At 62.0% G+C, this 26,700-nt stretch carries 30 protein-coding genes; 9 read left to right on the top strand and 21 right to left on the bottom strand.

What is annotated here, in order from left to right; all coding sequences use genetic code 11:
* Positions 1 to 25: 25 nt before the first annotated feature.
* From KBX13_RS02860 to secY, 4 genes are all read right to left on the bottom strand, one after another.
* On the bottom strand, positions 26 to 799 hold the full coding sequence (locus KBX13_RS02860; RefSeq protein WP_256020624.1) for a L,D-transpeptidase: 774 nt from the start codon (positions 797 to 799) through the stop codon (positions 26 to 28).
* A 14-nt stretch (positions 800 to 813) separates the two neighbouring features.
* On the bottom strand, positions 814 to 1,611 hold the full coding sequence (gene map, locus KBX13_RS02855; RefSeq protein WP_070477786.1) for a type I methionyl aminopeptidase: 798 nt from the start codon (positions 1,609 to 1,611) through the stop codon (positions 814 to 816).
* Between the two features lie 92 nt (positions 1,612 to 1,703).
* Positions 1,704 to 2,249, bottom strand: a complete 546-nt coding sequence (locus KBX13_RS02850; protein WP_070363068.1) for an adenylate kinase — start codon at positions 2,247 to 2,249, stop codon at positions 1,704 to 1,706.
* A complete protein-coding gene (gene secY / locus KBX13_RS02845; RefSeq protein ID WP_070477568.1) occupies positions 2,249 to 3,577 on the bottom strand; it encodes a preprotein translocase subunit SecY in 1,329 nt (442 codons plus the stop codon). Before secY ends, KBX13_RS02850 begins: the two co-directional genes overlap by 1 nt.
* 277 nt (positions 3,578 to 3,854) lie before the next feature.
* Here secY and KBX13_RS02840 point away from each other — a divergent pair, with 277 nt between their 5' ends.
* From KBX13_RS02840 to KBX13_RS02825, 4 genes are read left to right on the top strand one after another with little or no spacing between them, the layout of a single operon-like run.
* Positions 3,855 to 6,326, top strand: coding sequence for a DMSO/selenate family reductase complex A subunit (locus KBX13_RS02840; RefSeq protein WP_256020623.1), 2,472 nt, complete (start codon positions 3,855 to 3,857; stop codon positions 6,324 to 6,326).
* A 25-nt stretch (positions 6,327 to 6,351) separates the two neighbouring features.
* Positions 6,352 to 6,996: a DMSO/selenate family reductase complex B subunit gene (locus KBX13_RS02835; RefSeq protein WP_070363070.1), complete on the top strand. Its 645-nt coding sequence runs from the start codon at positions 6,352 to 6,354 to the stop codon at positions 6,994 to 6,996.
* Positions 6,997 to 6,999: 3 nt separating this feature from the next.
* The gene (locus tag KBX13_RS02830) at positions 7,000 to 7,941 is read left to right on the top strand and encodes a DmsC/YnfH family molybdoenzyme membrane anchor subunit (RefSeq protein ID WP_256020621.1); all 942 of its coding nucleotides are present in this window, start codon (positions 7,000 to 7,002) and stop codon (positions 7,939 to 7,941) included.
* On the top strand, positions 7,941 to 8,543 hold the full coding sequence (locus KBX13_RS02825) for a molecular chaperone (RefSeq protein ID WP_256020619.1): 603 nt from the start codon (positions 7,941 to 7,943) through the stop codon (positions 8,541 to 8,543). The genes KBX13_RS02830 and KBX13_RS02825 overlap by 1 nt, the downstream gene beginning before the upstream one ends.
* A gap of 71 nt (positions 8,544 to 8,614) precedes the next feature.
* Here the strand turns inward: KBX13_RS02825 and rplO are convergent, their stop codons facing one another.
* Genes rplO through rpsH form a run of 6 tightly spaced genes read right to left on the bottom strand, consistent with a single transcriptional unit; the run spans position 8,615 to position 11,298 of the window.
* Positions 8,615 to 9,064, bottom strand: coding sequence for a 50S ribosomal protein L15 (gene rplO / locus KBX13_RS02820; protein WP_070363073.1), 450 nt, complete (start codon positions 9,062 to 9,064; stop codon positions 8,615 to 8,617).
* 6 nt (positions 9,065 to 9,070) lie between these two features.
* The gene (gene rpmD, locus KBX13_RS02815) at positions 9,071 to 9,256 is read right to left on the bottom strand and encodes a 50S ribosomal protein L30 (protein WP_070363074.1); all 186 of its coding nucleotides are present in this window, start codon (positions 9,254 to 9,256) and stop codon (positions 9,071 to 9,073) included.
* 5 nt (positions 9,257 to 9,261) lie between these two features.
* Complete coding sequence (rpsE, locus tag KBX13_RS02810; RefSeq protein WP_070363075.1) at positions 9,262 to 9,897, bottom strand: 30S ribosomal protein S5; 636 nt, start codon at positions 9,895 to 9,897, stop codon at positions 9,262 to 9,264.
* Positions 9,898 to 9,937: 40 nt separating this feature from the next.
* On the bottom strand, positions 9,938 to 10,342 hold the full coding sequence (gene rplR, locus KBX13_RS02805; RefSeq protein WP_070363076.1) for a 50S ribosomal protein L18: 405 nt from the start codon (positions 10,340 to 10,342) through the stop codon (positions 9,938 to 9,940).
* Positions 10,343 to 10,344: 2 nt separating this feature from the next.
* A complete protein-coding gene (gene rplF / locus KBX13_RS02800) occupies positions 10,345 to 10,881 on the bottom strand; it encodes a 50S ribosomal protein L6 (protein WP_070477559.1) in 537 nt (178 codons plus the stop codon).
* Between the two features lie 18 nt (positions 10,882 to 10,899).
* Positions 10,900 to 11,298: a 30S ribosomal protein S8 gene (rpsH, locus tag KBX13_RS02795; protein WP_070363078.1), complete on the bottom strand. Its 399-nt coding sequence runs from the start codon at positions 11,296 to 11,298 to the stop codon at positions 10,900 to 10,902.
* A gap of 323 nt (positions 11,299 to 11,621) precedes the next feature.
* Here rpsH and KBX13_RS02790 point away from each other — a divergent pair, with 323 nt between their 5' ends.
* The 3 genes from KBX13_RS02790 to fdhD are packed head-to-tail and all read left to right on the top strand — an operon-like array spanning position 11,622 to position 13,966.
* Positions 11,622 to 12,854 carry an amidohydrolase gene (locus KBX13_RS02790; RefSeq protein WP_256020618.1) on the top strand — a complete coding sequence of 411 codons (1,233 nt, stop codon included), beginning with the start codon at positions 11,622 to 11,624 and terminating at the stop codon, positions 12,852 to 12,854.
* A gap of 10 nt (positions 12,855 to 12,864) precedes the next feature.
* Complete coding sequence (locus tag KBX13_RS02785; protein WP_070976034.1) at positions 12,865 to 13,152, top strand: DUF6457 domain-containing protein; 288 nt, start codon at positions 12,865 to 12,867, stop codon at positions 13,150 to 13,152.
* Entirely contained in the window at positions 13,139 to 13,966 is an 828-nt protein-coding gene (fdhD, locus tag KBX13_RS02780) for a formate dehydrogenase accessory sulfurtransferase FdhD (RefSeq protein WP_070975799.1), read from the top strand. Before KBX13_RS02785 ends, fdhD begins: the two co-directional genes overlap by 14 nt.
* Here the strand turns inward: fdhD and KBX13_RS02775 are convergent.
* From KBX13_RS02775 to rplN, 4 genes are all read right to left on the bottom strand, one after another.
* Positions 13,963 to 14,745 (bottom strand): formate/nitrite transporter family protein, encoded by a 783-nt coding sequence (locus KBX13_RS02775; protein WP_070363080.1) that lies wholly within the window; start codon positions 14,743 to 14,745, stop codon positions 13,963 to 13,965. The genes fdhD and KBX13_RS02775 overlap by 4 nt on opposite strands.
* A 176-nt stretch (positions 14,746 to 14,921) precedes the next feature.
* Positions 14,922 to 15,500: a 50S ribosomal protein L5 gene (gene rplE, locus KBX13_RS02770; RefSeq protein ID WP_070363081.1), complete on the bottom strand. Its 579-nt coding sequence runs from the start codon at positions 15,498 to 15,500 to the stop codon at positions 14,922 to 14,924.
* A gap of 2 nt (positions 15,501 to 15,502) precedes the next feature.
* A complete protein-coding gene (rplX, locus tag KBX13_RS02765; RefSeq protein ID WP_070363082.1) occupies positions 15,503 to 15,817 on the bottom strand; it encodes a 50S ribosomal protein L24 in 315 nt (104 codons plus the stop codon).
* Between the two features lie 2 nt (positions 15,818 to 15,819).
* Complete coding sequence (gene rplN / locus KBX13_RS02760; RefSeq protein ID WP_070363083.1) at positions 15,820 to 16,188, bottom strand: 50S ribosomal protein L14; 369 nt, start codon at positions 16,186 to 16,188, stop codon at positions 15,820 to 15,822.
* Between the two features lie 256 nt (positions 16,189 to 16,444).
* Here rplN and KBX13_RS02755 point away from each other — a divergent pair, with 256 nt between their 5' ends.
* Positions 16,445 to 17,251: a formate/nitrite transporter family protein gene (locus KBX13_RS02755; RefSeq protein ID WP_256020616.1), complete on the top strand. Its 807-nt coding sequence runs from the start codon at positions 16,445 to 16,447 to the stop codon at positions 17,249 to 17,251.
* A 70-nt stretch (positions 17,252 to 17,321) separates the two neighbouring features.
* On the opposite strand, the gene KBX13_RS02750 is transcribed toward KBX13_RS02755, so the two are convergent.
* The 4 genes from KBX13_RS02750 to KBX13_RS02735 all read right to left on the bottom strand — a co-directional run bounded on the left by KBX13_RS02750 (position 17,322) and on the right by KBX13_RS02735 (position 21,318).
* Positions 17,322 to 17,585: a hypothetical protein gene (locus KBX13_RS02750; protein WP_070363084.1), complete on the bottom strand. Its 264-nt coding sequence runs from the start codon at positions 17,583 to 17,585 to the stop codon at positions 17,322 to 17,324.
* A gap of 42 nt (positions 17,586 to 17,627) precedes the next feature.
* A complete protein-coding gene (locus KBX13_RS02745; protein WP_070363085.1) occupies positions 17,628 to 17,852 on the bottom strand; it encodes a hypothetical protein in 225 nt (74 codons plus the stop codon).
* Positions 17,853 to 17,961: 109 nt separating this feature from the next.
* A complete protein-coding gene (locus KBX13_RS02740; RefSeq protein ID WP_070477552.1) occupies positions 17,962 to 19,944 on the bottom strand; it encodes a sucrose-specific PTS transporter subunit IIBC in 1,983 nt (660 codons plus the stop codon).
* Positions 19,945 to 20,013: 69 nt separating this feature from the next.
* Positions 20,014 to 21,318, bottom strand: a complete 1,305-nt coding sequence (locus tag KBX13_RS02735) for a glycoside hydrolase family 32 protein (RefSeq protein WP_256020614.1) — start codon at positions 21,316 to 21,318, stop codon at positions 20,014 to 20,016.
* Between the two features lie 23 nt (positions 21,319 to 21,341).
* Here KBX13_RS02735 and KBX13_RS02730 point away from each other — a divergent pair, with 23 nt between their 5' ends.
* On the top strand, positions 21,342 to 22,208 hold the full coding sequence (locus tag KBX13_RS02730) for a carbohydrate kinase (protein ID WP_256020612.1): 867 nt from the start codon (positions 21,342 to 21,344) through the stop codon (positions 22,206 to 22,208).
* Here KBX13_RS02730 and KBX13_RS02725 read toward each other — a convergent pair.
* From KBX13_RS02725 to KBX13_RS02715, 3 genes are read right to left on the bottom strand one after another with little or no spacing between them, the layout of a single operon-like run.
* Entirely contained in the window at positions 22,205 to 23,248 is a 1,044-nt protein-coding gene (locus KBX13_RS02725; RefSeq protein WP_256020610.1) for an LLM class flavin-dependent oxidoreductase, read from the bottom strand. The genes KBX13_RS02730 and KBX13_RS02725 overlap by 4 nt on opposite strands.
* A gap of 17 nt (positions 23,249 to 23,265) precedes the next feature.
* The gene (gene glmS, locus KBX13_RS02720; protein WP_256000504.1) at positions 23,266 to 25,134 is read right to left on the bottom strand and encodes a glutamine--fructose-6-phosphate transaminase (isomerizing); all 1,869 of its coding nucleotides are present in this window, start codon (positions 25,132 to 25,134) and stop codon (positions 23,266 to 23,268) included.
* A gap of 52 nt (positions 25,135 to 25,186) precedes the next feature.
* The gene (locus KBX13_RS02715) at positions 25,187 to 26,689 is read right to left on the bottom strand and encodes a SulP family inorganic anion transporter (protein ID WP_256020733.1); all 1,503 of its coding nucleotides are present in this window, start codon (positions 26,687 to 26,689) and stop codon (positions 25,187 to 25,189) included.
* Between the last annotated feature and the right edge of the window lie 11 nt (positions 26,690 to 26,700).

Below are 26,700 nucleotides of genomic sequence, written 5' to 3'. Positions count from 1 at the left end.
GTGGGCGTCGAAAAGAATGGAGCAGCTAGAAGACGAAGACTTTGTCCCCGATAGCCAGATCCTGGAAGTAACGCTGGGCATCCGCGCGGTACATGCGAACGCAGCCGTGCGAGAGAATCGACGGATCCCCCTGGTGAAACGCGATACCGTTGTTGGTGAAGTACGTCGCGTACGGCATCGGCGCATTGCCGAACTCCCACGAGATCTCATCCTTCACCTTGCGGTTGACGTAGAACGTACCCTTCGGCGTATCAAGGCCAGGCCTGCCCGGACCGATCAGGTCAGCCTTGTAGTACATCTGGCCGTTATTCTGCAGCCAGGAACGGCGTCCGCCGGTGTCCACACACACCTTCGCATCCTTCGGACATGGGCCGTAATCGAACGCGGGTTGTGCAGGTGGCGCCGGGCGTGCAGCTGGTTTCGGCGCTGGCTTCGGAGTCTTCTCGGCGATCAGACCTGGGTAGAAGCGTTCGACAGTAGCATCGATGCTTGCCTTCGCCTGGGCTGGCAGGTCCTTGTTGATTGCCGCCAATCCGTCGGCCTGCGCGCGCAGCGAGTTGCGGGTCTGCCATGCTCGCTCACGTGCGTCGGGCGTACTGGAGCCGATGCTGGAGAGCTGAGACTGCGTCTGCTCAAGCAGGGCACCCAGTCCACCATTCGAAGACATCGCTGGCATCTGCTGCGCCTCCGCCATCGCTGGCTGGGCAAGCATGGAGGCGGCGACGCCGATTCCAACACTCAAACCGGCAAGCTTGCGGCTCAGTTGGGATGGCTTCGCATGTCGAGGTTGATAACGCATGTGGGCAGTATAGCTTACTTCGCTTCGCGGACAGTGAGGATGCGCGGCCCGTCAGCCGTGGCGGCGACCGTGTGCTCCCAGTGCGATGCCGGGGCGCCGTCGATGGAAACGACCGTCCAGTCGTCACCGAGCACCTCCGTGTCGATCTCCCCGCCGAGGATCAGCATCGGCTCAATCGCCAACACCGACCCCTCCTGGATCACAGGGCCGCGCCCGGGTTTTCCCTCGTTGGCAAGGTATGGATCCTCGTGCATCGTGCGTCCGATCCCGTGGCCGCCGTACCCGTCCACAATTCCGAGCTCCACTCCGAACTTCTCCTCTGCTGCGTACGTCGCGCGTTCGAGTGCATGCGACACGTCGGTCAACCGGTTGCCCGGCACCATCGCCTTCAGCCCCTCGTGCAGCACCCATTCGGTTGCCTGGTTCAACTTTTCGACGTCCGCTTCGAGCTCACCCACACCGAACGTCCACGCGGAATCCCCTACCCAACCATGCAAGGTCGCGCCACAGTCGATGGAGACCAGGTCTCCCTCGCGGAGCACAGTCTCTTTGTTCGGAATTCCGTGCACGACTACCTCGTTGACTGACGCACAGATCGACCCCGGAAAGCCCTGATACCCCAAAAATGTGGGCGTGGCCCCGTGATCACGGATAACAGTCTCGGCGACCTTGTCTAAGTCGAGCGTCGACTTGCCGGGGGCGGCCGCCGCCCGCACCTCCTGCAGCGCCAAGCCGACGATTCGGCCTGCCTTCTCCATCGCGTCGAGCTGCTCAGGTGTCTTTGCGACAATCTTGCGCTTCCGGAACCCCATCATTCGCTTCCTTCCTAGAGTTACTGCGTAAAAGGGCCGGTAGGCACTCGTCGAGTCCCTACCGGCCCTTGCGCCTATATAGACGCTGTATGTTACTTCTTCAGCTGCGCCATCGCGCGCTCGTTGATTTCATCAACGTCACCAACGGCGTCGATGGAGATGATCTCGTCGCCGTAGTGGTCAATCAGCGGCGCGGTTTCGTCGCGGTAGACCTTGAGGCGGGTGCGGATCGTTTCCTCATTGTCGTCCGCGCGGCCACGCGCGAGCATGCGCTCGACCACCACGTCTTCGTCGACAACAAAGTTGAGCACGCCGTCCAGCTTCAGGCCCTGCTTGCTCAGCAGCTCCTTCAGGATCTCTGCTTGCTCAACGGTGCGCGGGAAACCGTCGAGCAGGAAGCCGTTCGCAGCATCTTCCTGGCTGAGTCGGTCTTCCACCATGCGTGCGGTGACATCGGTCGGCACAAGCTTGCCAGCATCGATGTAGCTTTTCGCTTCGACACCAAGCGGGGTGCCCTGGCCGATGTTCGCACGGAACAGGTCACCGGTGGAGATGTGCGGAACGCCGAGCTTCTCGGAGAGAATGGCTGCCTGAGTGCCTTTGCCAGCGCCGGGAGGGCCAAGTAGTACAAGTCGCATTATCGCAACAGTCCTTCGTAGTTGGATTGGAGAAGTTGGGATTCAATTTGCTTGACCGTAGTCAATGCTACGGACACCATAATCAGGATAGCCGTACCGCCGAACGCACTCATGCCACCGCGGCCAGCGCCGCCAATGCCGGCGTCGAGCGCCAGGTTCGGCAGGATCGCGATGAGTGCAAGGTAGAGCGCGCCAACGAACAAGAGACGGTTCATCACAAACGCGAGGTACTCGGCGGTTGGGCGACCCGGACGAATGCCTGGGATGAAGCCACCGTACTTCTTCATGTTCTCTGCCTGGTCGACCGGGTCGTACTGGATAGAGACGTAGAAGTAGGAGAAGAAGATGATCATGGCGAAGTACGCCAGGATGTACTGCCAGGAGCCTGGGTTCTGCAGCCACGCCATGACGTTGTTCATCCACCAGTTGTCCGGCGGGGTCGTGTTGTTCATGGTCACAATCTGCGTGATCAAGACAGGAACGTACATCAGTGAGGAAGCGAAAATCACAGGAATAACGCCAGCCTGGTTGACCTTGAGCGGCAGGTACGTAGAGGAACCGCCGTACTGACGGCGCCCAACCATGCGCTTCGCGTACTGCACCGGAATGCGGCGCTGGCCCTGCTCGATGAAGATGATGCCAACGACCAACGCAATGATCGCCGCAACGACCATGGCGAAGGTAACCGCGCCGGAGTTCTTCAGGATGTAGGCACCCTCGGACGGAAGCTTCGTCGCAATACCAGCGAAGATCAGCAGGGACATACCATTGCCGACGCCCTTTTCAGTGATGATCTCGCCGAGCCACATAATCAGGACTGCACCCGACGTCATGACGATGATCATCATGATGAGCGTCCAGATGTTGCGGTCCTCAATAAGCACCGGAATCCCTTGACCGAGCAACTGCTCACGGTCGGCCAGCGCCACAATACCTGCGGACTGCAGCAGCGCCAGCGCAACCGTGAGGTAACGCGTGTACTGCGTCATCTTGGTTTGGCCCGACTGCCCTTCCTTCTTCAGCTCTTCGAACTTCGGGATCACCACGGTCAGCAGCTGCACGATAATCGACGCCGTAATGTACGGCATGATGCCAATCGCGAAGATGGACAACTGCAGCAACGCACCACCAGAGAACAGCCCGATGATGGAGAACATCGTGGCGTTGTCACCCTGAGCGACTTCCTCCAGACGGGAGTTAATCAACGCGTAGTCGACACCAGGCGTCGGAATCTGGGCACCAATGCGGTACAGAATCATCAACGCAAGGGTAATCAGAATCTTCTTCCGAAGATCCGGGTCCTTGAACGCTTGCAATATAGCGGACACAAAGCCTCCTGGCTCCTGCAGCACTCACGCAGGAGATAGTGGACAGTACGGTTGCCAAAAGTGCACGTCACAACCACCGTAGCGGGCTGACGAGACACTCCAGACAGGATTGACCCCACTACTCTACCAGTTAGCAGGCCAAACCCCCGATTCGGCCAGCACCCCCGCGAGGGTTTCCAACTTTCGATTGAAAATCACTACACTCAAAAATAGGTAATTGATATTACATTTATTCACGACTTTTCTGTAGAAAATCCTCGCATTCGAAGGGACAGCGATGAGCACAGCACCTACACCAACGCCGACTCCCGTGAGTCGGCGTAAATTTCTCCAATGGTCAGGCCTCGTAGGAGGCGCAGCCGTAGCGACGACGGCCGTCTCTGGCACGCTCCTGCGCGGCACCCCAGGTGTCGGCGTCGCCGAAGCCGCAGAAGGCACAAGCACCGACCCGAAGTTCGTCTGGTCCGCCTGCACCGTCAACTGCGGCTCCCGCTGCCCACTGCGCCTCCAAGTTGAGGACGGGCGCGTCACCCGCGTCCTTCCCGACGATGGCGGCGACAACTCCATCGGCTCGCAGCAGATCCGCGCATGTGTGCGTGGACGCTCGATCCGCCACCGGATCTACAACCCGGACCGCTTGAAGACCCCGCTGAAGCGCAAGCCGGGCACGAAGCGCGGCGACGGCGAGTGGATCGAAATCTCCTGGGAGCAGGCGCTCGACGAAATCGCCGACCAGATGAAGGGCATCCTGGACAAATACGGCAATGAGTCGATCTACCTCGCGTACGGCACGGGGACCATCGGCGGCACCGTCGCGCGCTCCTGGCCGCCTGTCGAGACTCCTTTCGCACGGTTTATGAACCTCATCGGCGGCTACCTGAACCACTACGCCGACTACTCCACCGCGCAGATCACGGCAGCCTACCCGTACCACTACGGTTCCTGGGTCACGTCGAACTCCTTCGACGACGTGAAGAACTCCAAGCTGCAGGTCATGTTCGGCAACAACCCGCTTGAGACCCGCATGTCCGGTGGTGGCGAGACGTTCGTCACCCAGCAGACGAAACGCAAGTACGGCGTGAAGACCATCGTGATCGACCCGCGCTACTCCGAGACCGCAGTCGGCCTTGGCGACGAATGGGTTCCGATCCGCCCGGGCACCGACGCAGCGCTCGTGGCAGGTATCGCGCACGTACTGCTCTCCGAGAACCTGCACGACCAAGCGTTCCTGGACAAGTATTGTGTCGGCTTTGACGAGGACCACATGCCGAAGGGCGCGCCGAAGAACGGCTCGTACCGCTCCTACATTGAGGGCAAGGGGCCAGATGGCGTCGAAAAGACTCCTGAGTGGGCCGCTCGCATCTGTGGGGTGCCTGCGCAGAAGATCCGCCAGCTTGCCCGCGAGATGGGCACCGCAAAACCAACCGCAATTACCCAGGGCTGGGGTCCGCAGCGCCACGCGAACGGCGAGAACCAGTCGCGCGCGGTGTTTACGCTGGCAGCGCTGCTCGGGCAGATCGGTATCCCTGGTGGAGGCACCGGCGCTCGCGAGGGCTCGGCAAGCTTGCCGATGACGTACCCGTTCAACACACAGTACGAGAACCCGGTGGAGACCTCGATCTCGGTTGCAATGTGGCCACAGGCCGTCGACCACGGCCCAGCAATGACCAAGACGAAGGACGGCGTGCGTGGCAAAGACAAACTCGACGTCCCGATCAAGATGATCTGGCAATACGCCGGCAACACCAACACGAACCAGCACGGCGATCTCAATCGCACGGTCGAGCTGCTTCGCGACGACTCCAAGGCCGAACTCATCGTCGTCAGCGACATCCAGATGACGGTGTCCGCGCGCTACGCGGACTACGTTCTGCCGGACTGCTCCACCGCTGAGCAAACCGACATCATCCAGCAGGGCTCGGCGGGCAACCTGGAGTACACCATCCTGGCCTCCAGCGCGATCAAGCCGCTGTACGACTGCCGGCCGATTTACGACGTTGTCGCCGACCTCGCTGAACGCTTCGGTGTGCGCGACAAATTCACCGAAGGCCGCACCCAGGAAGAGTGGTTGCGCTACACCCTCGACGAATCCCGCAAGGAGATTCCGGAGCTGCCATCCTTTGAGGAGCTCAAGAAGATGGGTGTGTGGCGTCGAGAAGGCGAAACCACGGTCGCGCTGAAAGACTTCCGTGAGGACCCAGTGGCCAACCCCCTGGAGACCCCGAGCGGCAAGATCGAGATTTTCTCCTCCGAGCTCTACGAAATGTCGAAGGAGTGGGAGTTTGACCCGAACATCGCAGGCGACAAGCTGACACCGCTGCCGGAGCAGGTCGCAACTTGGGAAGGCGCCGAGGAAGCCGCAGAGAACAAGGAGTACCCGCTGCAGGTCATCGGCCACCACACCAAGGGCCGCACCCACTCCTCCTACGGCAACGTCGATTGGCTGCGCGACGACGCCCACCCGCAGGTCCTCTGGATCAACCCCATCGACGCCAAGGAACGCGGCATCAAGAACGACGACCCCGTCTACGCCTACAACAAGCGTGGCCGGATCCGCTCCATCGCCCGCGTCACCCCGCGAATCGCACCGGGTGTCATCTCGGTGCCGCAGGGTTCCTGGTTCAACCCGAAGGACGGCGGCGTGGACGTAGGGGCATCCGTCAATACGCTGACCAGCTGGCATCCCTCCCCTCTTGCCAAGGGCAACGCGCAGCACACGGCGCTGTGCCAGGTTGAAAAAGCGAAATAACAACACCAAGGAGTGAAACAACAACATGGCTAACAACAACGACAAGCCGAGCAAGCGCCTTGGTTTCTTCTTCGACCAGACCTTGTGCAACGGCTGCAAAGCCTGCCAGATCGCCTGCAAGGACAAGCACAACACACCGATCGGCGTGAACTGGCGCCGCGTGGTCGAGTACTCGGGCGGCGACTGGAACCGCAACGCCGACGGCGAGCTGACCACCAATACGTTCACCTACTACACATCGGTGTCCTGCAACCACTGTGACAACCCGATCTGTACCAAGGTCTGTCCGACCACCGCGATGCACATCGGCGAGGACGGCGTCGTCTCCGTCGACCCGCACAAGTGCGTGGGCTGCCGCTACTGCGAGTGGGCGTGCCCCTACTCCGCGCCACAGTTCAACCCTGAAAAGGGCGTCATGACGAAGTGCGACCTGTGCGCCGACTACCGCGCCGAGGGCAAAGACCCCGCGTGCGTGGCCGCGTGCCCGTCGCGCGCGCTCGACTGGGGCCCTATCGACGAGCTGCGCAAGGAACACGGCGACGTCGCCGGCATCGCGCCGCTGCCGGACCCAACGTTTACCGAACCACGCCTGACCATCAAGCCGCACAAGGACGCAAAGCGCTGGGACGCGTTGGATGCTGGCGAGATCATGAACCCGGAAGAGGTCTAACTCATGAATATGCACGAATGGCCCCTCACGTTTTTCACCACGTTCGGGCAGATGGCGGTCGGCGCGTTCTTCGTCCTCGGCGTCATCACAATGGTGGGACGCACCCGCTACTCCGCGAACGCGATTAACCGCATTTGTGTGCCGGCGCTCTACGCAATCGGCCCAATCATGATCGCAGGCTTCTGCCTCGCGTTCTTCCACCTCGGCAACCCGATCAACGCGCTGAACGTGATGCGCCACATCAGTTCCTCCGGACTCACCCAGGAGCTCGTGGGCGGCTGCATCTTCGCGGCGCTCGGCTTCCTGTTCGCTGCCTGCCAGTTCTTCGACTGGGGCTCCGTGGGCACCCGCACAACCATCGCGGTCATCACCGCGATTGCCGGCATCGGGTTCATCGCCACCATGGCGCGCCTCTACATGCTGCCCACGATCCCATCGTGGAACCACTGGACTACCCCGGCAGCGTTCTACCTCTCCGCCGCGGTCACAGGTCTGCTCGCGATTGCGGTCGCGCTCACGGCGTACAACTGGCTCGAAGAGTCCGAGCTGATCAAGAAGCTCATCCCGTCCGCGCGCAACGAAGACCAGACCGACGCCCAGAAGGAAGAGGTCTGGGACCTCATCCACGCCTCGCTGCGCTGGATCGGCATCGCGCTGACCGTCGTCGTGCCGCTCATTTTCATCGTGATGGTGTTCAACTACGGCCGCCCCGCGGGCCCGAACCCGGCGCAGTTTGAATTCAACATGACCGCATTCGTCATCCGCATTGGGCTCCTGCTGGTCGGTGCGTTCATCGTGGGCCTCATCCTGGCGTTTGGCGGCCGCACCCGCCGCCCCACCTCGAGCGCAATGCTGTGGATCACCGTCGCGTACATCCTGGTGGTCATCGCGGAGCTGCTCGGCCGCTTCATGTTCTACGGCGCAGTCGACCGGATCGGAATCTGATGCACACAGAGTTAGTTGAACGCTGCCACATCGCAGCAGACATCGTGGGGCAGCTCTTCCTCGACGAGCCGCAAGGCCCGCTTCTCGACGCCCTCTCCGACCCCTCCTTCCTGCAATCATGGCCGCTCGAGGACGACGCTTCGCAGCACGCCATCAACGCCCTGCTGGAAGCGGAGCGCGACACCGCCGAAGCGCTGCAGCGCGACCACCTCTACCTGTTCATCGGCGTAAGCTCCCCGCTCGCCCAGCCGTACGAGTCCCCGTACTTTTCCAAGGACGGACTCGTCATGGATGAGGACGCCGCGGCCGTCGCCGCCGTTTACCACCAGGTTGGCTTTGACCCCGGCGCCGATAACCTCCCGCCGGACCACATCGGGTTGGAGTTCCGCTGTATCAGCCACCTGTGCGCCCTGGCGCTCAACGCGTCCTCCGAGGCCGATCAAGCCGCAGCGCTGGCGGTTCTTCGCTCCTTCACTGCCGAGCACCCCGCCCGCTTCGCTGAGCAGGTGCTTGGGGGCGTCGAAAAGCATGCGAACACCGCGATCTACCGGGCGCTGCCTGGACTTACGCGGGGCGTGCTGGCCGCCGTCGAAACCCTCTAATACGAAAGCTCCCCACCTCGTCGTTGACGAGCGGGGAGCTTTTCTCTGCGCTGTGGCGCGAAGATGAAGGCTTATGCCTGGGTGGTGGACCCGCCGGCTGCCTCGATCTTCTCAACCGCAGACTTGGAGAACTTGGTAGCGGTGACGTCCAACTTGACGTTGATGTCGCCGTTGCCCAGCACCTTGACTGGGTGGTTCTTGCGAACCAGGCCAGCTGCGACGATGTCGTCGATGGTGATGGTGCCGCCGTTCGGGAACGCTTCTGCGAGCGCCTGAACGTTGACTACCTGGTACTCCACGCGGTTCGGGTTCTTGAAGCCCTTGAGCTTCGGCAGGCGCATGTGAAGTGGCATCTGGCCACCCTCGAATGCTGCGGAGACCTGCTTGCGAGCCTTGGTGCCCTTGGTACCACGGCCAGCGGTCTTGCCGCCCTTGCCTGCTTCACCGCGACCTACGCGGAACTTTGGTTTGTTAGCGCCCTTTGCTGGGCGCAGATCATGGAGCTTGATAATTTCAGCCATGTTGTTCTACTCCCCTGCAACTTCTTCGACGGTAACGAGGTGGCGAACCTTCAGGATCTGTCCACGGGTTGCGGCGTTGTCCTTCTTAATGACGGACTGGCCGATCTTGCGCAGACCGAGAGCCTCGAGGTTCTTACGGGTCAGTGGCTTCTCGCCAACCTTGCCGTGGTGCAATGTGATCTTCAAAGCCATTGTTCTTACGCCTCCTGTCCTGCGCGTGCGCGCAGCATGCGAGCAGGTGCGACGTCCTCGAGGTCCTTGCCGCGCTTCGCAGCGACTTCCTCAGGGCGTACGAGCTGCTTGAGACCTGCAACCGTTGCCTGAACAACGTTCAGAGCGTTGTCAGAACCGATCGACTTAGCAAGGATGTCCTGGACGCCAGCGCACTCGAGCACTGGGCGAACTGCGCCACCGGCGATAACACCGGTACCTGGTGCAGCCGGGCGCAGCATAACGATGCCTGCTGCCTCTTCTGCCTGGACTGGGTGAGGAATGGTGCCACCGATCATCGGGACACGGAAGAAGTTCTTACGTGCTTCTTCTGCGCCCTTCTGGATAGCGGCAGGAACTTCCTTTGCCTTGCCGTAGCCAACGCCGACCATGCCCTTGCCGTCGCCAACGACGACGAGAGCGGTGAAGGACATGTTGCGTCCGCCCTTCACGGTCTTTGCGACACGGTTGATGGTGATGACGCGCTCGATGTACTTGTCGCGGTCATCATTCTGGTTGCGACGATCATCGCGACGGCCACGGCCACCGCGGTTGTTGCGCTCATTCTTCTTGTTCTGGTTGTCGGCGGAGCGTCCGCCGTCACGCCGTTCACGTTCGGCCATTACGCGATCCTTCCGTTGATGGTGATGATTGCGGTGGTCATTAGAACTTCAGACCACCTTCACGAGCGGCGTCGGCAAGAGCTGCGACGCGACCGTGGTACTTGTAACCTGCGCGGTCGAAGACGATAGCTTCGATGCCTGCAGCCTTGGCACGCTCAGCGATCAGCTGGCCAACCTTGGCTGCCTTTGCCTTCTTGTCACCTTCCATTGCGCGCACGTCAGCCTCGATGGAGGATGCCGCTGCGAGCGTGTGGCCAGCGAGATCGTCGATCAGCTGGACGTGGATGTGACGCGAAGAGCGGTGCACAACGAGACGTGGGGTCTCCGGGGTGCCGCGCAGCGTCTTGCGGATACGGAAGTGGCGACGTGCACGAGCCTCGCGGCGGCGGGAGGAAATATCCTTGCCGACCGGGGTGCGCTTGGTGTTCTCTGCAGAATTGCTCATGATTACTTACCCGTCTTTCCGACCTTGCGGCGAATCTGCTCACCTTCGTAGCGGATGCCCTTACCCTTGTATGGGTCATCCTTACGGAGGCGGCGGATGTTAGCCGCGATCTGGCCAACCTGCTGCTTGTCAATGCCCTCGATGGAGAACTTGGTGTTGCCATCGACTGCGAAGCTGATCCCTTCCGGAGCCTCAATGAGGATCGGGTGGGAGTAGCCGAGCGAGAACTCGAGGTTCTTGCCCTTGGCCTGGACACGGTAGCCGACACCGAAGATCTCCATGTTGATCTTGTAGCCCTCGGTCACGCCAACAACGAGGTTGTTGACCATGGAACGGGACAGACCGTGCAGCGCACGGTGCTTACGGTGATCGTCCGGACGGGAGACGACAATCTCGTTGTCCTCAACCGCAGCGGTGATTGGCTCAGGCAGCTCGAAGTTGAGGGAACCCTTAGGGCCCTTGACCTCTACGACCTGACCGTTAATTTTAACTTCGACACCATTCGGGATGGCGATGGGTGCATTACCTACACGCGACATAGTCTTTTCAACCTCCCTTTACCAGACGTAGGCGAGAACTTCTCCGCCTACACCCTTCTCCTGGGCCTGACGGTCAGTGAGGAGACCCTGGGACGTGGAGATGATCGCCACACCCAGACCACCCAGCACCTGCGGCAGGTCGTTGGACTTTGCGTACACGCGCAGACCAGGCTTGGACACGCGACGCAGGCCAGCGATGGCAGCCTCACGGGTCGGGCCGTACTTGAGGTCCAGGGTCAGCTGCTTGCCAACCTTGGCGTCCTCAACCTTGTAATCAGCAATGTAGCCTTCCTGCTTCAGGATCTCGGCGATGTTTGCCTTGATCTTGGAGGAAGGCATTGTCACGCTCTCGTGCTGTGCGTGCGACGCGTTGCGCACGCGAGACAGCATGTCTGCGATTGGATCAGTCATCGTCATAAGATGTGACCGTTTACCTTTCTCGTTGCGGTTCCCTACCCACCTGACCAGCAAGACTATGTCGTGCTAGGTCGCGTTTTCCGCATGATCTGTCGGGGGCTACTTCACGCTCCCCACGCTCAATAACGCGGGGCGCTCGCCGCCTCCCTTGCACGCGGTCCGCTTCTCGGCGGGGGGCCTGCAACAAAGTTGGATGTACAATGTTCTCTCGGATTTTGCGCGCAGACAACCATCTGTGCACAAGTCCGTTTGGCCACATTACACTCCCTCTATACAAGAAACAAGTCACGTTGGCCCGGTCGCTGCGCCGTATAGTCGGTGCTATGAAGCACCTCGACGAACTTTTCGACGCCCTCTCCGCCACCCGCACGCACCGCGAGGAGCTCTACCGCTGGTTCCACCAACACGCTGAACTCTCGATGCAGGAAACCCAAACCTCACAGCGCATCGTTCAGGAACTCGAGGCAGCCGGGATCCCATATTCGGTACTGGGCGAAACGGGCGTCGTCGCCACCATCGAAAACGGCCTCGGGCCCGTCGTCGCTCTGCGTGGTGATACTGACGGCCTCCCAATCAAGGAGGATTCCGGCAAGGACTACGCCTGCACGCAAACCCAAGTCGATGCTGCGACCGGGCAGGAGGTGCCGGTATCCCACGCGTGTGGGCACGACTTCCATATTTGCTCGGTGCTCGCGGCCCTCGTCGCGTTCAACAGTTGCCGCGACGCCTGGTCCGGCACGCTGGTAGGCGTATTTCAGCCCGGCGAGGAAACTGCCTCCGGCGCACGTTCGATGGTTGAGCACGGTATCGCCGACGCGATCCCCCACCCCGACGTGTACTTGGGCCAACACGTGCTCAGCACGCTGCCATTGGGCCATGTGGGGACCCGGCCGGGCCCGGTGCTCTCCCTGGCGTTCTCGGTGAAGGTCACGGTACACGGAGTGGGTTCGCACGGATCCATGCCTGAGATGGGCGTCGATGCGGTCTTGTTGGCGTCGACAATTGTGACGAGGCTGCACACCGTAGTCTCCCGAGAGATTGCTGCTTCCGAAACCGCGGTGCTGACGGTCGGCGCGATCCATTCGGGAGCAAAATCCAACGTCATCCCGGATAGCGCGGAGCTGCTGATCAATACCCGCGCCTATTCGGAGGCGACGAGCGCGCACCTCAAGGAGGCCATCGAACGCATCGTGCGCGCTGAGTGCGAGGCAGCGCGTAGCCCGCAGCCGCCTGAGTTCGAGTACTACGACGCCTACCCGCTCACCAGCAACGATGCCACAGTAACGCAGCGGGTACGCAACGCCTTCGAGACGCGATTCGGTGACGAAGCACAGACGTTGGCGCAGGTCCCTGCCAGCGAGGACTTCTCGATCATCCCGGACGCGCTCGGCGTGCCGTACACGTTCTGGGGCCTCGGCGGCTTCGCCAGCTACCCGCATGCACCGGGCAATCACAACGCAGCGTTCGCGCCCGACCTCCAGCCGACACTCGACCGCGGCGCCGAAGCGATGGTCACGGCTGCGAGCGCGTGGCTCATCAACAAGAACGACGACTAAGGTGGCACACATGGCTAACAACGAAGGTTTGCAATCAACACACGAGTGGCTCGAAGAGGTCTCCCGTACGCTCGGCGTTTCCCCGGATCTCACGCGCTCGCTGGTCGGCGACATTCTGAAGATGACCGCCGACGTCGCGCACAACGGCCCGTCGCGCCCGGCGGCGCCGACAACGGCGTTCGTCGTAGGCGTCGCAACCGGTGCGGCGCTCCAGGGCGATACTGATGCGGACGCAGCAACGACGCGCGCGGCGCTTGCCAAGGTAGCGAAGCTCCTGGAAACGTATGAGCAGGATTAATCGACGCTTCGCCGTCACGAAAGTCACCCGCACCGACAGCGGTTTCGCGCGCGATACTCGCGCCGATACCGTCACCGTGGAAGAGCCGCTGGCGATCCGCGCCACCGGCGACACGTTGACCACCACGATGCGGACCCCCGGCCACGACGTCGAGCTGGCACACGGCTGGATGTTCGCGGAGGGACTGATCAGCAGCGCAGAGGACGTTCGTTCCGCGCGCTACTGCGCGGGTGCGGTCGGGCCGAACGGCGAAAACACGTACAACACGCTCGACATCGACCTCGGGCCCGCGGCCTCCCCCGCTGCACCGCAGTTCATTCGCCTGACCACTACCACGAGCGCATGCGGCGTGTGCGGCACGCAGTCGATCGACGACATCATGGGCAAGGTGCCCGCGCCAATCACTCCCGTCCGTTTGGACCCGGACCTGGTGATGCGATTACCCGACGCCCTTGCAACCGGCCAAAAGCAGTTCCGTAAGACAGGCGGCATCCACGCGGCCGGCGCGTTTACCTTTGACGGCGAACCTGTAGTAATCCGCGAGGACATCGGCCGCCACAACGCGACCGACAAAGTCATTGGCCACCTACTACTCGAAGGGCTCCTGCCAGCCAGCGACCTGATCCTGGTTGTCAGCTCCCGCGCGTCATTCGAACTTGTGCAGAAAGCAGCAATGGCCGGTTTCCCGGCAATGGTGGCGGTCTCGGCGGCATCCTCGCTCGCCGTCGAGCTGGCCCGCAAAACAAAAATGGCGCTCGCCGGCTTTGTGCGCGGCGAGCGCTTCAATCTGTACTCCGGGGAGCTCAGCGACTAGTCCTTGTACACCGTCTTCGTCTTGTTCAACCAAGCGTAGACACCGCCGATGCACAGGCCACCGCCGATGAAGTTGCCGATCCACACAGCAACCCAGTTGCTCAGGATTGCAGCGGCGGTGAATCCCTCAGGTGGCGTGCTGGACAGGAACGCCAGGGAGAACAGCGAGAAGTTCGCAATAACGTGCTCGAGGCCCAGGCCAACGAAGATAGCGATCAGTGGCAGGATCACGACGAACTTGGAGATGAACTCCTTCGCCAGCAGCGCACCAACAATCGCCATGTTGACAATGAAGTTCGCGAAGATCGCCTCAAGCAGTGCGCCGAAGAACGGCTTCGCCAACTTGCCCTCGACCAGAGTGACAATCAGGTGGCTGTTATCCATCGAGCCGAACTTAGCCGACTGGCTCATCACAGCCGCGAAAATGATCGCACCGATCAGGTTCGCCACCGTCACCACAACGACGAGCCAAATACCCTTGCCCCAGCTGAACACCTTGTCCGTCGCCGCCCAGGACGCAAACATCATGTCGCCCGTTGCAAGCTCCGCGTTCAGGATGACGATCGCGAACAGGCCAAGCCCGAACAGCAAGGCGAACACAACCGAGCCGAGCCCCGGTGCGTATTCATTGACCGCATTTCCCGCCACCGCGGCGAACGCCGTACCAGCGGTCAGGTAAATGCCGGCGAGAATCGCGCGGACGAAAAACCGTGGCATCTCATTATCGAGAAGCTGCTCTTTCTTTTTGGCCCCTGCGTGGACCATTTCCTGCAAAGCCATCGTGGCCTCCTCAAATTCACCTGAGAGATTGTTGCAAGGAGTCAGTCTATCGAACGTTTCCCAAAAACAGTACATGCGTACTATTCGGGTGTGCTCTGCAGGTTCCCCCAAAAGACGTACACCCCCGCAACCCGGTGGTTGGGTCGCAGGGGTGTTCGTCGAAAAGCAGTGACGCGTTATGCGCGCTGCATCTTGCCATCCTTGTCAGCGAACGGGAAGCCGAGGTGGCGCAGGAGTGCGCGGCCCTCGTCGTCGTTCGTTGCGGTGGTGACGACAGTGATGTCCATACCGCGGACGCGATCGATCTTGTCGATGTCGATTTCGTAGAACATCGTCTGTTCGGTCAGGCCGAAGGTGTAGTTGCCTGCACCGTCGAACTGCTTGTCGCTGAGGCCACGGAAGTCACGAATACGTGGCAGAGCAACCGTCAGCAGGCGGTCCAGGAACTCCCACATGCGGTCGCCGCGGAGGGTGACCTTCGCGCCGATCGGCATGCCTTCACGGAGCTTGAAGTTAGCGATGGACTTCTTCGCGCGGCGAAGCTGTGGCTTCTGGCCGGTGATCGCGGCGAGGTCCTCGAGTGCGCCGTTGATGACCTTGGAGTCACGTGCAGCGTCGCCGACACCCATGTTGACAACAATCTTGGTCAGACCTGGGATCTGCATGACGTTGTCGTACTTGAACTCATCGTTGAGCTTGGTACGGATGTCCTCTTTGTACTGGGTCTTCAGACGAGGGGTGTAGTTCTCAGCCATGCTTAGATGTCCTTCCCGTTCGACTTTGCAACGCGGACCTTCTTGCCGTTTTCGTCGAAACGGTAGCCCACGCGCGTCGGCTTGCCGTCGGAATCCAGGACCATCACGTTGGAGACGTGGATCGGAGCTTCCTGGGTGACAATGCCGCCGGACTCTGCGCCGCGCTCGTTGTAGGAGTTCGCGACGTGCTTCTTCATGCGGTTCACGCCTTCAACGAGAACGCGCTGACGCTTCGGGTATGCCTCAATAACCTTGCCCTGCGCGCCCTTATCCTTGCCAGAGATGACCTGGACCATATCGCCCTTTTTGATTTTCATCCCTAGATCACCTCCGGTGCGAGAGAAACGATCTTCATGAACTTCTTGTCGCGCAGCTCGCGAGCAACTGGGCCGAAGATACGGGTGCCGCGTGGCTCGGTGTCGTTCTTGATCAGCACTGCAGCGTTCTCGTCGAACGCAATGTAGGAGCCGTCCGGACGACGGGTCTCCTTCTTCGCGCGAACGATGACAGCCTTAACGACTTCGCCTTCCTTAACGTTGCCGCCTGGGGCAGCTTCCTTCACAGTGGCGACGATCGTATCGCCGATGCCGGCGAAGCGCCGAACGGATCCGCCGAGGACACGGATGCACAGGATTTCACGTGCACCGGTGTTGTCGGCGACCTTCAGGCGCGATTCCTTCTGAATCACTATTGGTCTCCTGACCTGGGTCGATGTGCGTTAGATTTCCGTCCTATACGCACGTGGTCAATGTCTTCGATGTCTTTTCGCTTGTCGACGGCACCTTCGGTACCGCAGGCGTACATGCTCAGCTCGGAAACGCGCAGAGCAAACACGCAGCAAAGGACAACTGGAACATTAAAGCACGGAACATGCGCGCCCGCAAACCATGACTTTTGGTTGTGTGGATTCGTGCCCGGTTCTGACCTTTGGTATGGTCATACCTATGAACTTCGATGGCACACTTGCGGATTCAATCGGCTTCAAGTCGTACCTCTACACCTACGAACTCCCCAAGTTCGCGGTACGCTCCATGCTCGCCGGCATGTTTTTGACGATCATGACGGCCTTCGCCACCGTCGCCTCCACCCAAGTAGAAAGCAGCGCCCCCGGCTACGGCCGCTTCGTGTTCGCAGCTATCTTCTGCCTCTCGCTGTACGTCATCGTTGTCCTGGGTGCGGAACTCGCAACCGGCAACATGATGTTCATGACCTACGGCAGCGCCTCCGGGCGCCTCCCCTGGCTCAAGGGCTTCCTAATGGTCTCCACCTGCACCATCTTCAACCTGCTCGGCGCCCTCATCACCGCGGTATTCCTGGTCCACGCCACGGCGTTCCAGCCGATCGGGATGGACAGCTTCCTCGCCGCGACCGTTGAGACCAAGCTCGCGAAGCCGGACAGCTTGCTGTTCATGGAAGGCATTTTCGCCAACATCGTGGTCAACATCGGCGTGCTGCTCGCCATCCAGGCTGGCAAGGACTTCACCGCGAAGTTCCTCGCCATCATGCTGATCGTTCCCGCATTCGCCGCAATGGGGTACGAGCACTCCATCGCCAGCTTCGTCGTCTTCTCCCTGGCGGGCTACGGCATCGGCGCCGAGCACTTCGCCGGGTTCACACTGACGAATGGCCTGATGAACTGGCTCATCGTGTGGGTCGGCAACTACATCGGTGGTGGCCTCATCATGGGCGGCGTCTATGCTTGGCTAAACAAGGGCGGCACCCCGGCAACCCCGCTGGCGACACGCCGCTAACCCCCAAGCAGAAAGAAAACGCCCCGTTCCCGCGAAGGGAAGGGGGCGTTCGTTATTGCTCGGTGAGCACTTAGCTCGAAGCAGCGATGCCCACGCCGGTTGCCGCAGCAACGATCGACAGGATGACCACAACGGCCATGTTGACGACACCGATGGACGAAAGCACAGCCGGAACCAGCAGCAGGTTCGGACCCTGCGGGCCAGCGAAGTTGCGCAGCTCGTTCATGACGTTGTTCAGCGGCTCTGGGTACTGTGCAGCACTTGCATCGGTAGCAACAACGCCAGACAGGACAACAACAGAAGCGGCAACTGCAATTGCGTTACGAAGTTTCATTCTTACGTTCTCTCTCTATGGTCTCGGGTGAATGGGTGGGATTTAGACGCGCTGCGAAGACGTCGCGATGTTCGTCAGGAAGCCCAAAGAGGACAGCAGTGCAGGCACGAGGATCAGGTTCTGTGCCTGGTAGCCACCGAGGCGCTTCAGCTCGTGCAGGACACCTGCCAGCGGTTCTGGCGCTGGCTGTGCTGCCTGTGCGACCGGTGCGCCCACTGCAAGAGCGGAAGCCACGAGGCCTGCGGCGAGAATGCGACGAAGTTTCATAGTTTTCCTCCTGTGATGTCCGCTAGACCCTTGTGAGCTAGCGCGCTGAACAAGACACCAACAGATTAACAGACCAATTTAAGGTTGTTGCCAGTTTTCTAAAAAACTTTTATTTTGCTTCTTCAGCTATCTTTTTCGGCTCGACGAAGAAGAGGGCATCGCCAAACTTCGTGTCTGCAGGAAGGCTTCTCGACGCCCCAATCTCCCCTACCCGCTTCGTATTCGAGACAACGACCGGAGTCGTCACTTCGTATCCTGCGTCGCGGATGGCATCGATATCGAACGTCGCGAGGAGCTGGCCTGCTTCTACGACGTCACCTTTCTTCACGTGTGCAGTGAAGTGCTCGCCCTTGAGGTTCACGGTGTCGAAGCCGATGTGCATGAGAATGTCCACGTTCTTGCCATCGGTCCCCTTGGCGCGGATTGCGTAGGCGTGGCCGGACGGGAACGTGACCGCAACCGTACCGGCGACGGGTGCGCGCAGCTCCCCAACCGTCGGCACGATTGCCACGCCGTTCCCCAGCTTGCCCTGGGCAAACATCGGGTCACTGACCGTCGCAAGCGGCACGGCGTTGCCCTCGAGAGGCGCCACGACGTGGAGCGCCTCGTCGGACGCCTCGAGCAGCGCTTGCTCGGCAGCGGCATCGGCGGCTGGATCCTCGGTTGCGTCCGGATCGATGCTGCCATGCTTGCCCACCAGGTAGCGCCCGTACCCGTAGGCCGCCACGAAGGCGATCACGAACGTAATGACGCCGAGGATCAGGAAGGTCACCATGTCATTCGCGCGGATGGAGACCACGCCGATAAAGCCCGCCGCACCAAGCGCAACTGCCTTGACATCAAAGATCGCAATCAGCATTGCACCAATACCGGCCGCGCCGAGGCCGATAAAGAAGGGCCAGCGGAGGCGCAGGTTGACGCCGAAGATGGCGGGTTCCGTGATACCAAATACGGCCGAGATGCCCGAGGAACCAGCTAGACCTTTGAGCTTTGCGTTGCGCGCCAGGAAGTACACGGCAAGGGCCACTGCGCCTTGCGCGATGTTCGCCATGGAGGCCGTCGGGAAGATGAAGGAGCCGCCCTGATTAAACAGCTCGAGCTCGATTGGCGGGAAGGACTGGTGCAGGCCAGTGATCACGATCGGCGAGTACACCAGACCGAAGAGCAGGCCACCGATTGGGCCACCGAAGTCGTACAGGCTGGAGAGGCCGACAATCAGCAGGTCACCGAGCCAGCGGACAAACGGGCCGACGGCGATGAAGGTAATGAAGCCCGTAATCAGCAGGGTTGCCAGCGGAGTAATCAGGAAGTCCGCCGTACCCTTCAGACGCTTGTGGAACCACTTCTCGATCGTTGCCAAGATCCACGCGACCGCCAGCACCGGCAGCACCGCACCCTGGTAACCCGCCTGCGCGACTGGCAAGCCGAACAGGTCCCAGAACGGCATCGTTCCGTCGGCAACGGAGTTCGCCACGTCGTAGCCGTTGACCAACGCCGGGTGAACCATCGCCATGCCCATGCCGGCGCCGAGGTATTCGTTGCCACCGAAGCGCTTCGTCGCGGAGTACCCCACCAGCACCGGCAGGAACGCGAACGGTGCGGAGGCCAGCACATTGATGATCTCCGTCAGACCCTGGATCTGCGGGAACATCCCCACCAGGGAGTTCTCCCCGAACAACCCCTCGGCGGTCAGGACGTTGTTGAGCGCCATGAGCAGACCGCCGCCAACCAGGATTGGGATCAGCGGCACGAAGATGTCAGAAAAGACCTTAATGAAGCGCGTAAACCAGTTGCCCTGGTTCGCCGCTACTTCCTTCAGGTCTTCCGTGGAGACAGCAATGCTCTTGCTGGTCATGCCGTTGAGCTGATCAAAGACAATGTCCACGTCACCGGGGCCGACGATGATCTGGAACATGCCGCCGGTTGCGAACGTGCCCTTCAAATCAGGGTCGTTCTCCAGCGTATCCTGCGCAACCTTGTCGACGTCCTTAAGCACGAAACGCAGTCGCGTCGCGCAGTGGGCGACGCCAACGATGTTTTCCTCGCCCCCTACCCCGGCGAGGACCCGCCGGGCTACTTCTTTGTGGTCCATGTGGGAATCCTTTCTCTTCCCACACAGTCAAACATCTATACGGGCATAAATCAGCTTACTTGCGTCCGATTACCCCCGGTTGTGGCCGATTTCACGTACTTCCACAGCCACCCATGGGGCTCCCTCAGTACCGAAGACCGCCGAGGAGAACGCCACCTCCCCGCCCCCAGCGACAACTTCGAGGGCGGCGCCGTCAGCGCACACCACGAGTTCGCCCTGCGCGCATTGGGCGCGGCGCTCGTCACCGCCGACCGTCACGCTCAGCGTTCCACGCCCGGCCTCGCCAGGCCGCCACGCCACGTGAGCACCAACGCCACCGGCATCGTCGACCAGGTCGGCCTCCCACGGCTGTCCCCTGAGAACTTCGCGGTGCACGACCATCCCCGCGGGATCGGTTGGGAGAAGGAGTTCGGTGCGAAGCTGGCCGTCGACAAGTTGGAGCCTGCGAGGCAACGTCAGCTGATGCACCCAGCCCTCTGCCTGAAGCGTTGGGGTGTCATCGCGGGCAGGCAGTCCCATCCAACCGAGCAACAGCGCATCGCCATCGTCCTCGGCGACCATCTGCGGCGCGTAAAACTGATGCCCAAAGTCCAACGCCCGGAACTGCGACTCCACGCGGAACCACAGCCCATCCAGCGTGCCCACGACGTAGCCGCACTCGTCCGAGCCCGGGTACTGTGGGCACAGCACGAGTACCTCGCGCCACTGCCCCGTCGCGTGGTCACGCATCCGCAGCAGGTTCGGGCACTCCCACATGTAGGCGGCCTCAACGCGCGGGTCCAGCCCCTCGAACTGCAGCGCGCCAGCAAACGACCAGTTCAGCAGGTCCGGTGACTCGTAGAGCACCACCGCGCCGCGCTCCTCCTCACGCTGCGCGCCGAGCACCATGCGCCAGGAGCCGTCCTCATTCTGAGTGACGTGCGGGTCCCGGTAGTGGGCGGTAAAGCCGAGGGCTGGGCCGTCAATGAGCGGATTCTCCGGTGCACGGTGGTACACACCGCCCATCGGGCCCTCCAAGTCCTCAACGCGGACCAGGTTCTGCGTGGTCAGGCGGCGCCCATCTTCCTTCACATTGCCGGTGTAAAACAGCATGACCTCACCGTCGTGCACCACGGAGGACCCGGAGTAGCACCCGTGCGTGTCGTACGGGAAGTCCGGGTACAGCGCGTCGGGGAGGTGACGCCACTGGCCCAGGCCCTCCTCACCCCCAATTGTGGTGACGGCGTGGCCCCAACCGGTGCGCTTCGCAGCGTGCGGAAAGCACGGATCATGCTGGTAAAACACGTGGAGTTGGTCGCCGATGAGCGTGACGCCGTTCGGGTCGTTGAGGCGCCCTTGCGGCGGGGACAGGTGAAATGTTGGCCGGTACGTCATGCGACTTAGTCTACGGTGGAACCATGATCACTGTGTACGGCGAAGCCCTCGTTGACCTTGTCCCCCAGGACCGTTCCCCGCTCGCGCCGCTGGTGCCCGCGCTCGGTGGCGGCCCGTTCAATGTGGCCCGTGCGCTGGGCAGACTCGGCGCAGACGTCTCCTTCCAGTCACGGTTGTCTCGTGACAACTTCGGGGAGGCACTCGCCCAATCGCTTCTCGACGCCCACGTGGACCTCACCAACTGCGGCCGCGGCGACGAGCCCACCACCCTTGCTGTCACCGCCCTGGCTGAGAACGGCTCGGCAACGTACACGTTCTACGTCGACGGCACCGCCGACCGCTTCGCACAGCCGGTCCCGGTGCAGGAGGGCTACGCGGTGTTCGGGACCCTGTCCCTGGCGCTGGAACCGGCGTCGCTGCGCTACGCGGAGGCCGCCTCTGAGTCGGCAAAGCACGGCGCAATCGTCTGCCTGGACCCGAATATCCGCCCGGCGTTCGCCTCCGAGAAGCACCGCCTGTTCCTGCGGGGGCTGCTCGATTCCGTAACGGTGCTCAAACTCTCCGACGAGGAAGTCGAGTTCCTCGGTGACACCTCCCACGTGCCAGTCGTGGTGACCACGCTCGGCGCCGACGGCCTGCGGGTACGCGCGCCGTTCGGCACGGTCACGGTCCCGTCACCGAAGGTCACGGTCGCGGACACGATCGGCGCCGGCGACACGGTGATGGCGGCGCTGGTCCACCTGTTCGACGCCCGCGGCCTGGACCGCGACGGCCTGCTCGCCCTGGACGAGGAGGAGTGGCGCGAGATCCTCACGTTCGCCACCCGCGCGGCCGCGATCACGGTGTCGCGCACCGGCGCAGACACCCCCTTCGCCCACGAGCTGGATTAGGAAGCCGCGTACGCTGGCTCCCACCCAAGCGCCGGCGCGACGTGCTCGGCGAACCCGCGCAGGATCTGCATGCACACGTCCACCCCGGCCTGGTTCGGAACGGTGAGCATCAGCGTGTCCGAGGCCTGGATTGCTGGGTCATTACCGAGCTCCTCGATAAGCTGGTCGGCCTCTGCGGCGTACGTCTTGCCAAACGTGGTGTACACACCACGCTCAATCTGTCCGATCTGTTCCTCGGTATCCAGCAGTCCGAAGAGCCGCTCGGTGTCCTCGTCCACGATCGGAAAGATAGAACGAGAAACAGAAACGCGCGGTTCCCAGTCGTGGCCCGCGTCCGCCCACGCCTTCCGGTAGTGCTGGATCTGTTCCGCCTGCAGCTCGCCGAGGCTGCGGCCGTCGGCTTCCGAAATCAGCGTGGAGCTCATCAGGTTCACGCCGTCGCGGGCAGCCTGCTCGGCGCTGGCGAAGGTACCTGCGCCCCACCACACCCGGCGCGCCGCCCCCTCGGAGTGTGGCAACACCGAAAGTGGGCTGGCAGGCGGGTACATCTGCGGGTACTGCTCCTCAAGGGATGCGGCGAGCGCCATCGGGTCCCCGCGCAGCGCGGAAATGAAACGCTGGAAATGTGCACGCGCCAGGTCAGAACCGTTCGCGGCCTCTGACTCGTAGCCGAAAGCGCGCCACCCTCTATCGGCAGGCTCCGGTGACCCGCGGGAGACGCCGAAGGCGAGGCGGCCGTCGCTTAGCAAATCGAGCGCGGCGACGTCCTCCGCGAGCTGCAGCGGGTTGGCGTAGCGCATATCGACGACGCCGGTGCCCACCTCAATGTGCTTCGTCGCCGACGCCATCGCGCCAAGCAAGGCAATCGGAGACGCGAACTGCGGCGCGAAGTGGTGCACTCGCACGTAGGCGCCGTTGACACCAATCGCGTCCGCCTGGCGCGCGAGCTCCACGGTGTCCTGTAGCGCCTCGCGCGCGGTCATCCCCTGGCGCCCGGGTGGTGCGTGGTGGCCGAATGAAAGGAACCCAAACTTCTTCATGCGGCCACTCTAGCGCGCTACTCCACCGTGACGGACTTCGCCAGGTTGCGTGGCTGGTCCACGTTCAAGCCACGTGCTTGCGCAACGGTGCAGGCGAAGATCTGCAGCGGGATCGTCGACAAGAGGGGCTGCATGAGGCCGGCCGACTGCGGGATGCGGATCACGTGGTTGGCGAAGCGGTTCACGTCTTCGTCGCCCTCTTCCGCGATCACGATGGTGACGGCGCCACGCGCGCGGACTTCCTGGATGTTGGAGACAACCTTGGCGTGCAGGTTGTGGCGCGAACGCTTCGACGGCACGATGACGAACACCGGCTGCCCTTCCTCAACCAGCGCGATCGGGCCGTGCTTGAGCTCGCCTGCGGCGAAGCCCTCGGAGTGCAGGTAGGCGACCTCCTTGAGCTTCAGTGCACCCTCGAGCGCGACTGGGAAGCCGACGTGGCGGCCGAGGAAGAGCACCGACTTCGCGTCGGCGAGCTCGCGGCCAAGTTCCTGGATTTCTGCCTCGTTGTCCAGGATCCACTGGATCTTCTCCGGCATCTCCTCCAGCTCAGCAATGATGGTCTGGATTTCGTCGGTGAACTTGTTGCCGCGAACCTGCGCCAGGTACAGCGCCAACAGGTAGGACGCCACGATCTGGGAGATGAACGCCTTCGTCGACGCCACTGCGATCTCTGGGCCGGCGTAGGTGTACAGGGAGGCGTCGGCCTCACGCGGGATGGAGGAGCCGACCGTGTTGCAGATCGCGATGACCTTCGCGCCCTGCTCGCGCGCGTGGCGTACAGCCATGAGGGTGTCCATGGTCTCGCCGGACTGCGAAATTGCTACGACCAGGGTGTTCGGGGTGACGATCGGGTCGCGGTAGCGGAACTCGTGCGCCAGCTCGACCTCCGTCGGGATGCGGCACCAGTGCTCAATCGCGTACTTCGCCACGTGCCCCGCGTACGCAGCGGTACCGCAGGCCACGATGATGATCTTGTCGACGCTGCGCAGCACGGACTCGTCGATACGTAGTTCGTCGAGCGTGAGCTTGCCCTCGGCGTCGAAGCGGCCGTACAGCGTGTCGCGAACGGCAGCCGGTTGGTCGTGGATCTCCTTCGCCATGAAGGAATCAAACCCACCCTTTTCTGCGGCGGTGACGTCCCACTCGACGCGGAACGGGCTGCCCTCGGCGTGGTTGCCTTCGAAGTCAATGATGTCGTAGCTGTCGGCGGTCAGGGTAACGATCTGCCCGTTGTCCATCTCCACCGCGTCGCGGGTGAACTCGATGAAGCCGGAGACGTCAGAGCTGAGGAAGTTCTCACCCTCGCCCAGGCCGATCACCAGCGGTGAGTTCCAGCGCGCCGCAACGATACGGTCCGGGAATTCCTGCTCGATGGCCAGCAGCGTGAACGCGCCCTCGAGTCGCAGGGCGGTCAGGCGCATTGCCTCGGTGAGGTCCTTGTTCGCCTCAGTATTGAAGATGTCCAGCAGCAGCGTGGCTGCCACCTCGGTGTCAGTTTCGGAGCGGAACGTGTAGCCCATCTCGCTCAGCTCAGCACGAAGTGCCGCGAAGTTCTCGATGATGCCGTTGTGCACCACGGCCAGTGCGCCGTCGCCGACGACGTGGGGGTGGGCGTTGGCGTCGGTAGGCCCGCCGTGGGTTGCCCACCGGGTGTGCCCGATGCCCAGGTTGGAAGGCGCAAGCGGCGCCTCTGCGATGGCCTGCTCTAGGTCCGCGACCTTGCCTGCCTTCTTCCTGCACGCGATGGTGTCGCCCTGCATGACTGCTACCCCGGCCGAGTCATAACCGCGGTATTCGAGCCTGCGAAGCCCATCAATAATGACGGTGAGGGCGTCGTGCTCGCGTGCACGCTCGCCACCTATGTATCCAACGATTCCACACATGGGGCGAATTTTACACGCGGCGTAGTTCCTGAAAAAGTGACGCCGCCGAACCCTATCCCAGCGAGCCCGTGAGCTTGCCGTGAAACTCCGTGGTACTCGGATTCATGCCGACAAAGCTCACATGCTTGCCGCGCTCCTCGTATTTTTGTTCAATGCTGTCGAGCGCCGCGACCGTCGACGCGTCCCACACGTGCGCGCGGTGCAGGTCCACGACCACTTCGTCGGGGTCCTCCGAGTACATGAACAGAGTGGTCAGGTCGTTGGAGGAGGCAAACAGCAGCTGGCCGGACACCACGTAGTGAGCCACGCCGTCGACAACTTCGCGGGTCACTTCCACCAGGTGGGCGACGTTTCGCACAAAGATTACCGACGCCACAAGCACACCCACCACGACGCCGATAGCCAGGTTGTTCGTCGCCAGCACCACTGCAACCGTGATCAGCATCGTGACGGTTTCCGAAGCCGGCAGCTTGCGCAGCGTGCTCGGCATCACCGAGTGCCAGTCGAACGTGCCCACCGACACCATCACCATCACGGCAACCAGCGCAGCCATCGGGATCATGGCGACGTACTCGCCGAACGCGAGCATCAAAATCAGCAGGAACGCGCCCGCCAGGAAGGTGGAAATACGGGTGCGAGCCCCCGAGACCTTCACGTTGATCATGGACTGGCCGATCATGGCGCAGCCGCCCATCCCGCCGAACAGGCTGGTAGCGATGTTCGCGACGCCCTGCCCCCAGCTCTCGCGGGTCTTATTGGAGTGCGTGTCCGTGACTTCGTCGATCAGCTTCGCGGTCATCAGCGACTCCATCAGCCCGACAAGCGCCACGCCGAGCGAGTACGGTGCGATGATCCGAAGCGTCTCCCAGGTCAGCGGCACGTGCGGGATGAAGAATTCGGGCAGGCTGCTCGGCAGCTCGCCGCGGTCCCCGACCGTCGGGACCGGCGCATTCGTTGCGACCGCGATGAGCGTCACCACGAGGATCGCCACAAGCGGCGCCGGGATCGCCTGCGTGAACTTCGGCATCACCACCATGATCACGATGGCCAGCGCCAGCAGCGGGTACACCGCCCAGTGAATGCCGATGATTTCGGGCAGCTGCGCCACAAAGATGAGAATCGCCAGCGCGTTGACGAAGCCAACCATCACGCTTCGCGGCAAGAACCGCATCAGCGTTGCGACGCCAGCAACCGCCAACAGAATCTGAAACACCCCGGCGAGCATGATGGCCGCCACCATGTAGTCGTAGCCGTAGTCCCGCACCAGCGGCGCGATGACCAGAGCGACCGCACCCGTGGCGGCCGCAATCATGGCGGGTCGCCCGCCCGTAATCGCGATCACCATCGCCATGATGAAGGAGGAGTACAGCCCGATCTTCGGGTCCACCCCGGCGATGATGGAGAAGCTGATCGCCTCCGGGATCAGCGCCAGCGCCACAACTAGCCCGGCGAGGACCTCTTTCGTCAGGATGCGCGGTGTCTTCAGCGCTGTCGCCACTGACGGCTCGGGCTTGTACCGGCGCGTGTTTTCCGTGGTCAGCACGGTGGCTGCCATATGTGTCACTC

Source organism: Corynebacterium sp. CCUG 51687 (genome assembly GCF_024453995.1).
Lineage (GTDB): Bacteria > Actinomycetota > Actinomycetes > Mycobacteriales > Mycobacteriaceae > Corynebacterium > Corynebacterium pseudogenitalium.
Note: the sequence above shows the minus strand (reverse complement) of the source record. Positions and strands in the feature narration are given on the sequence as shown.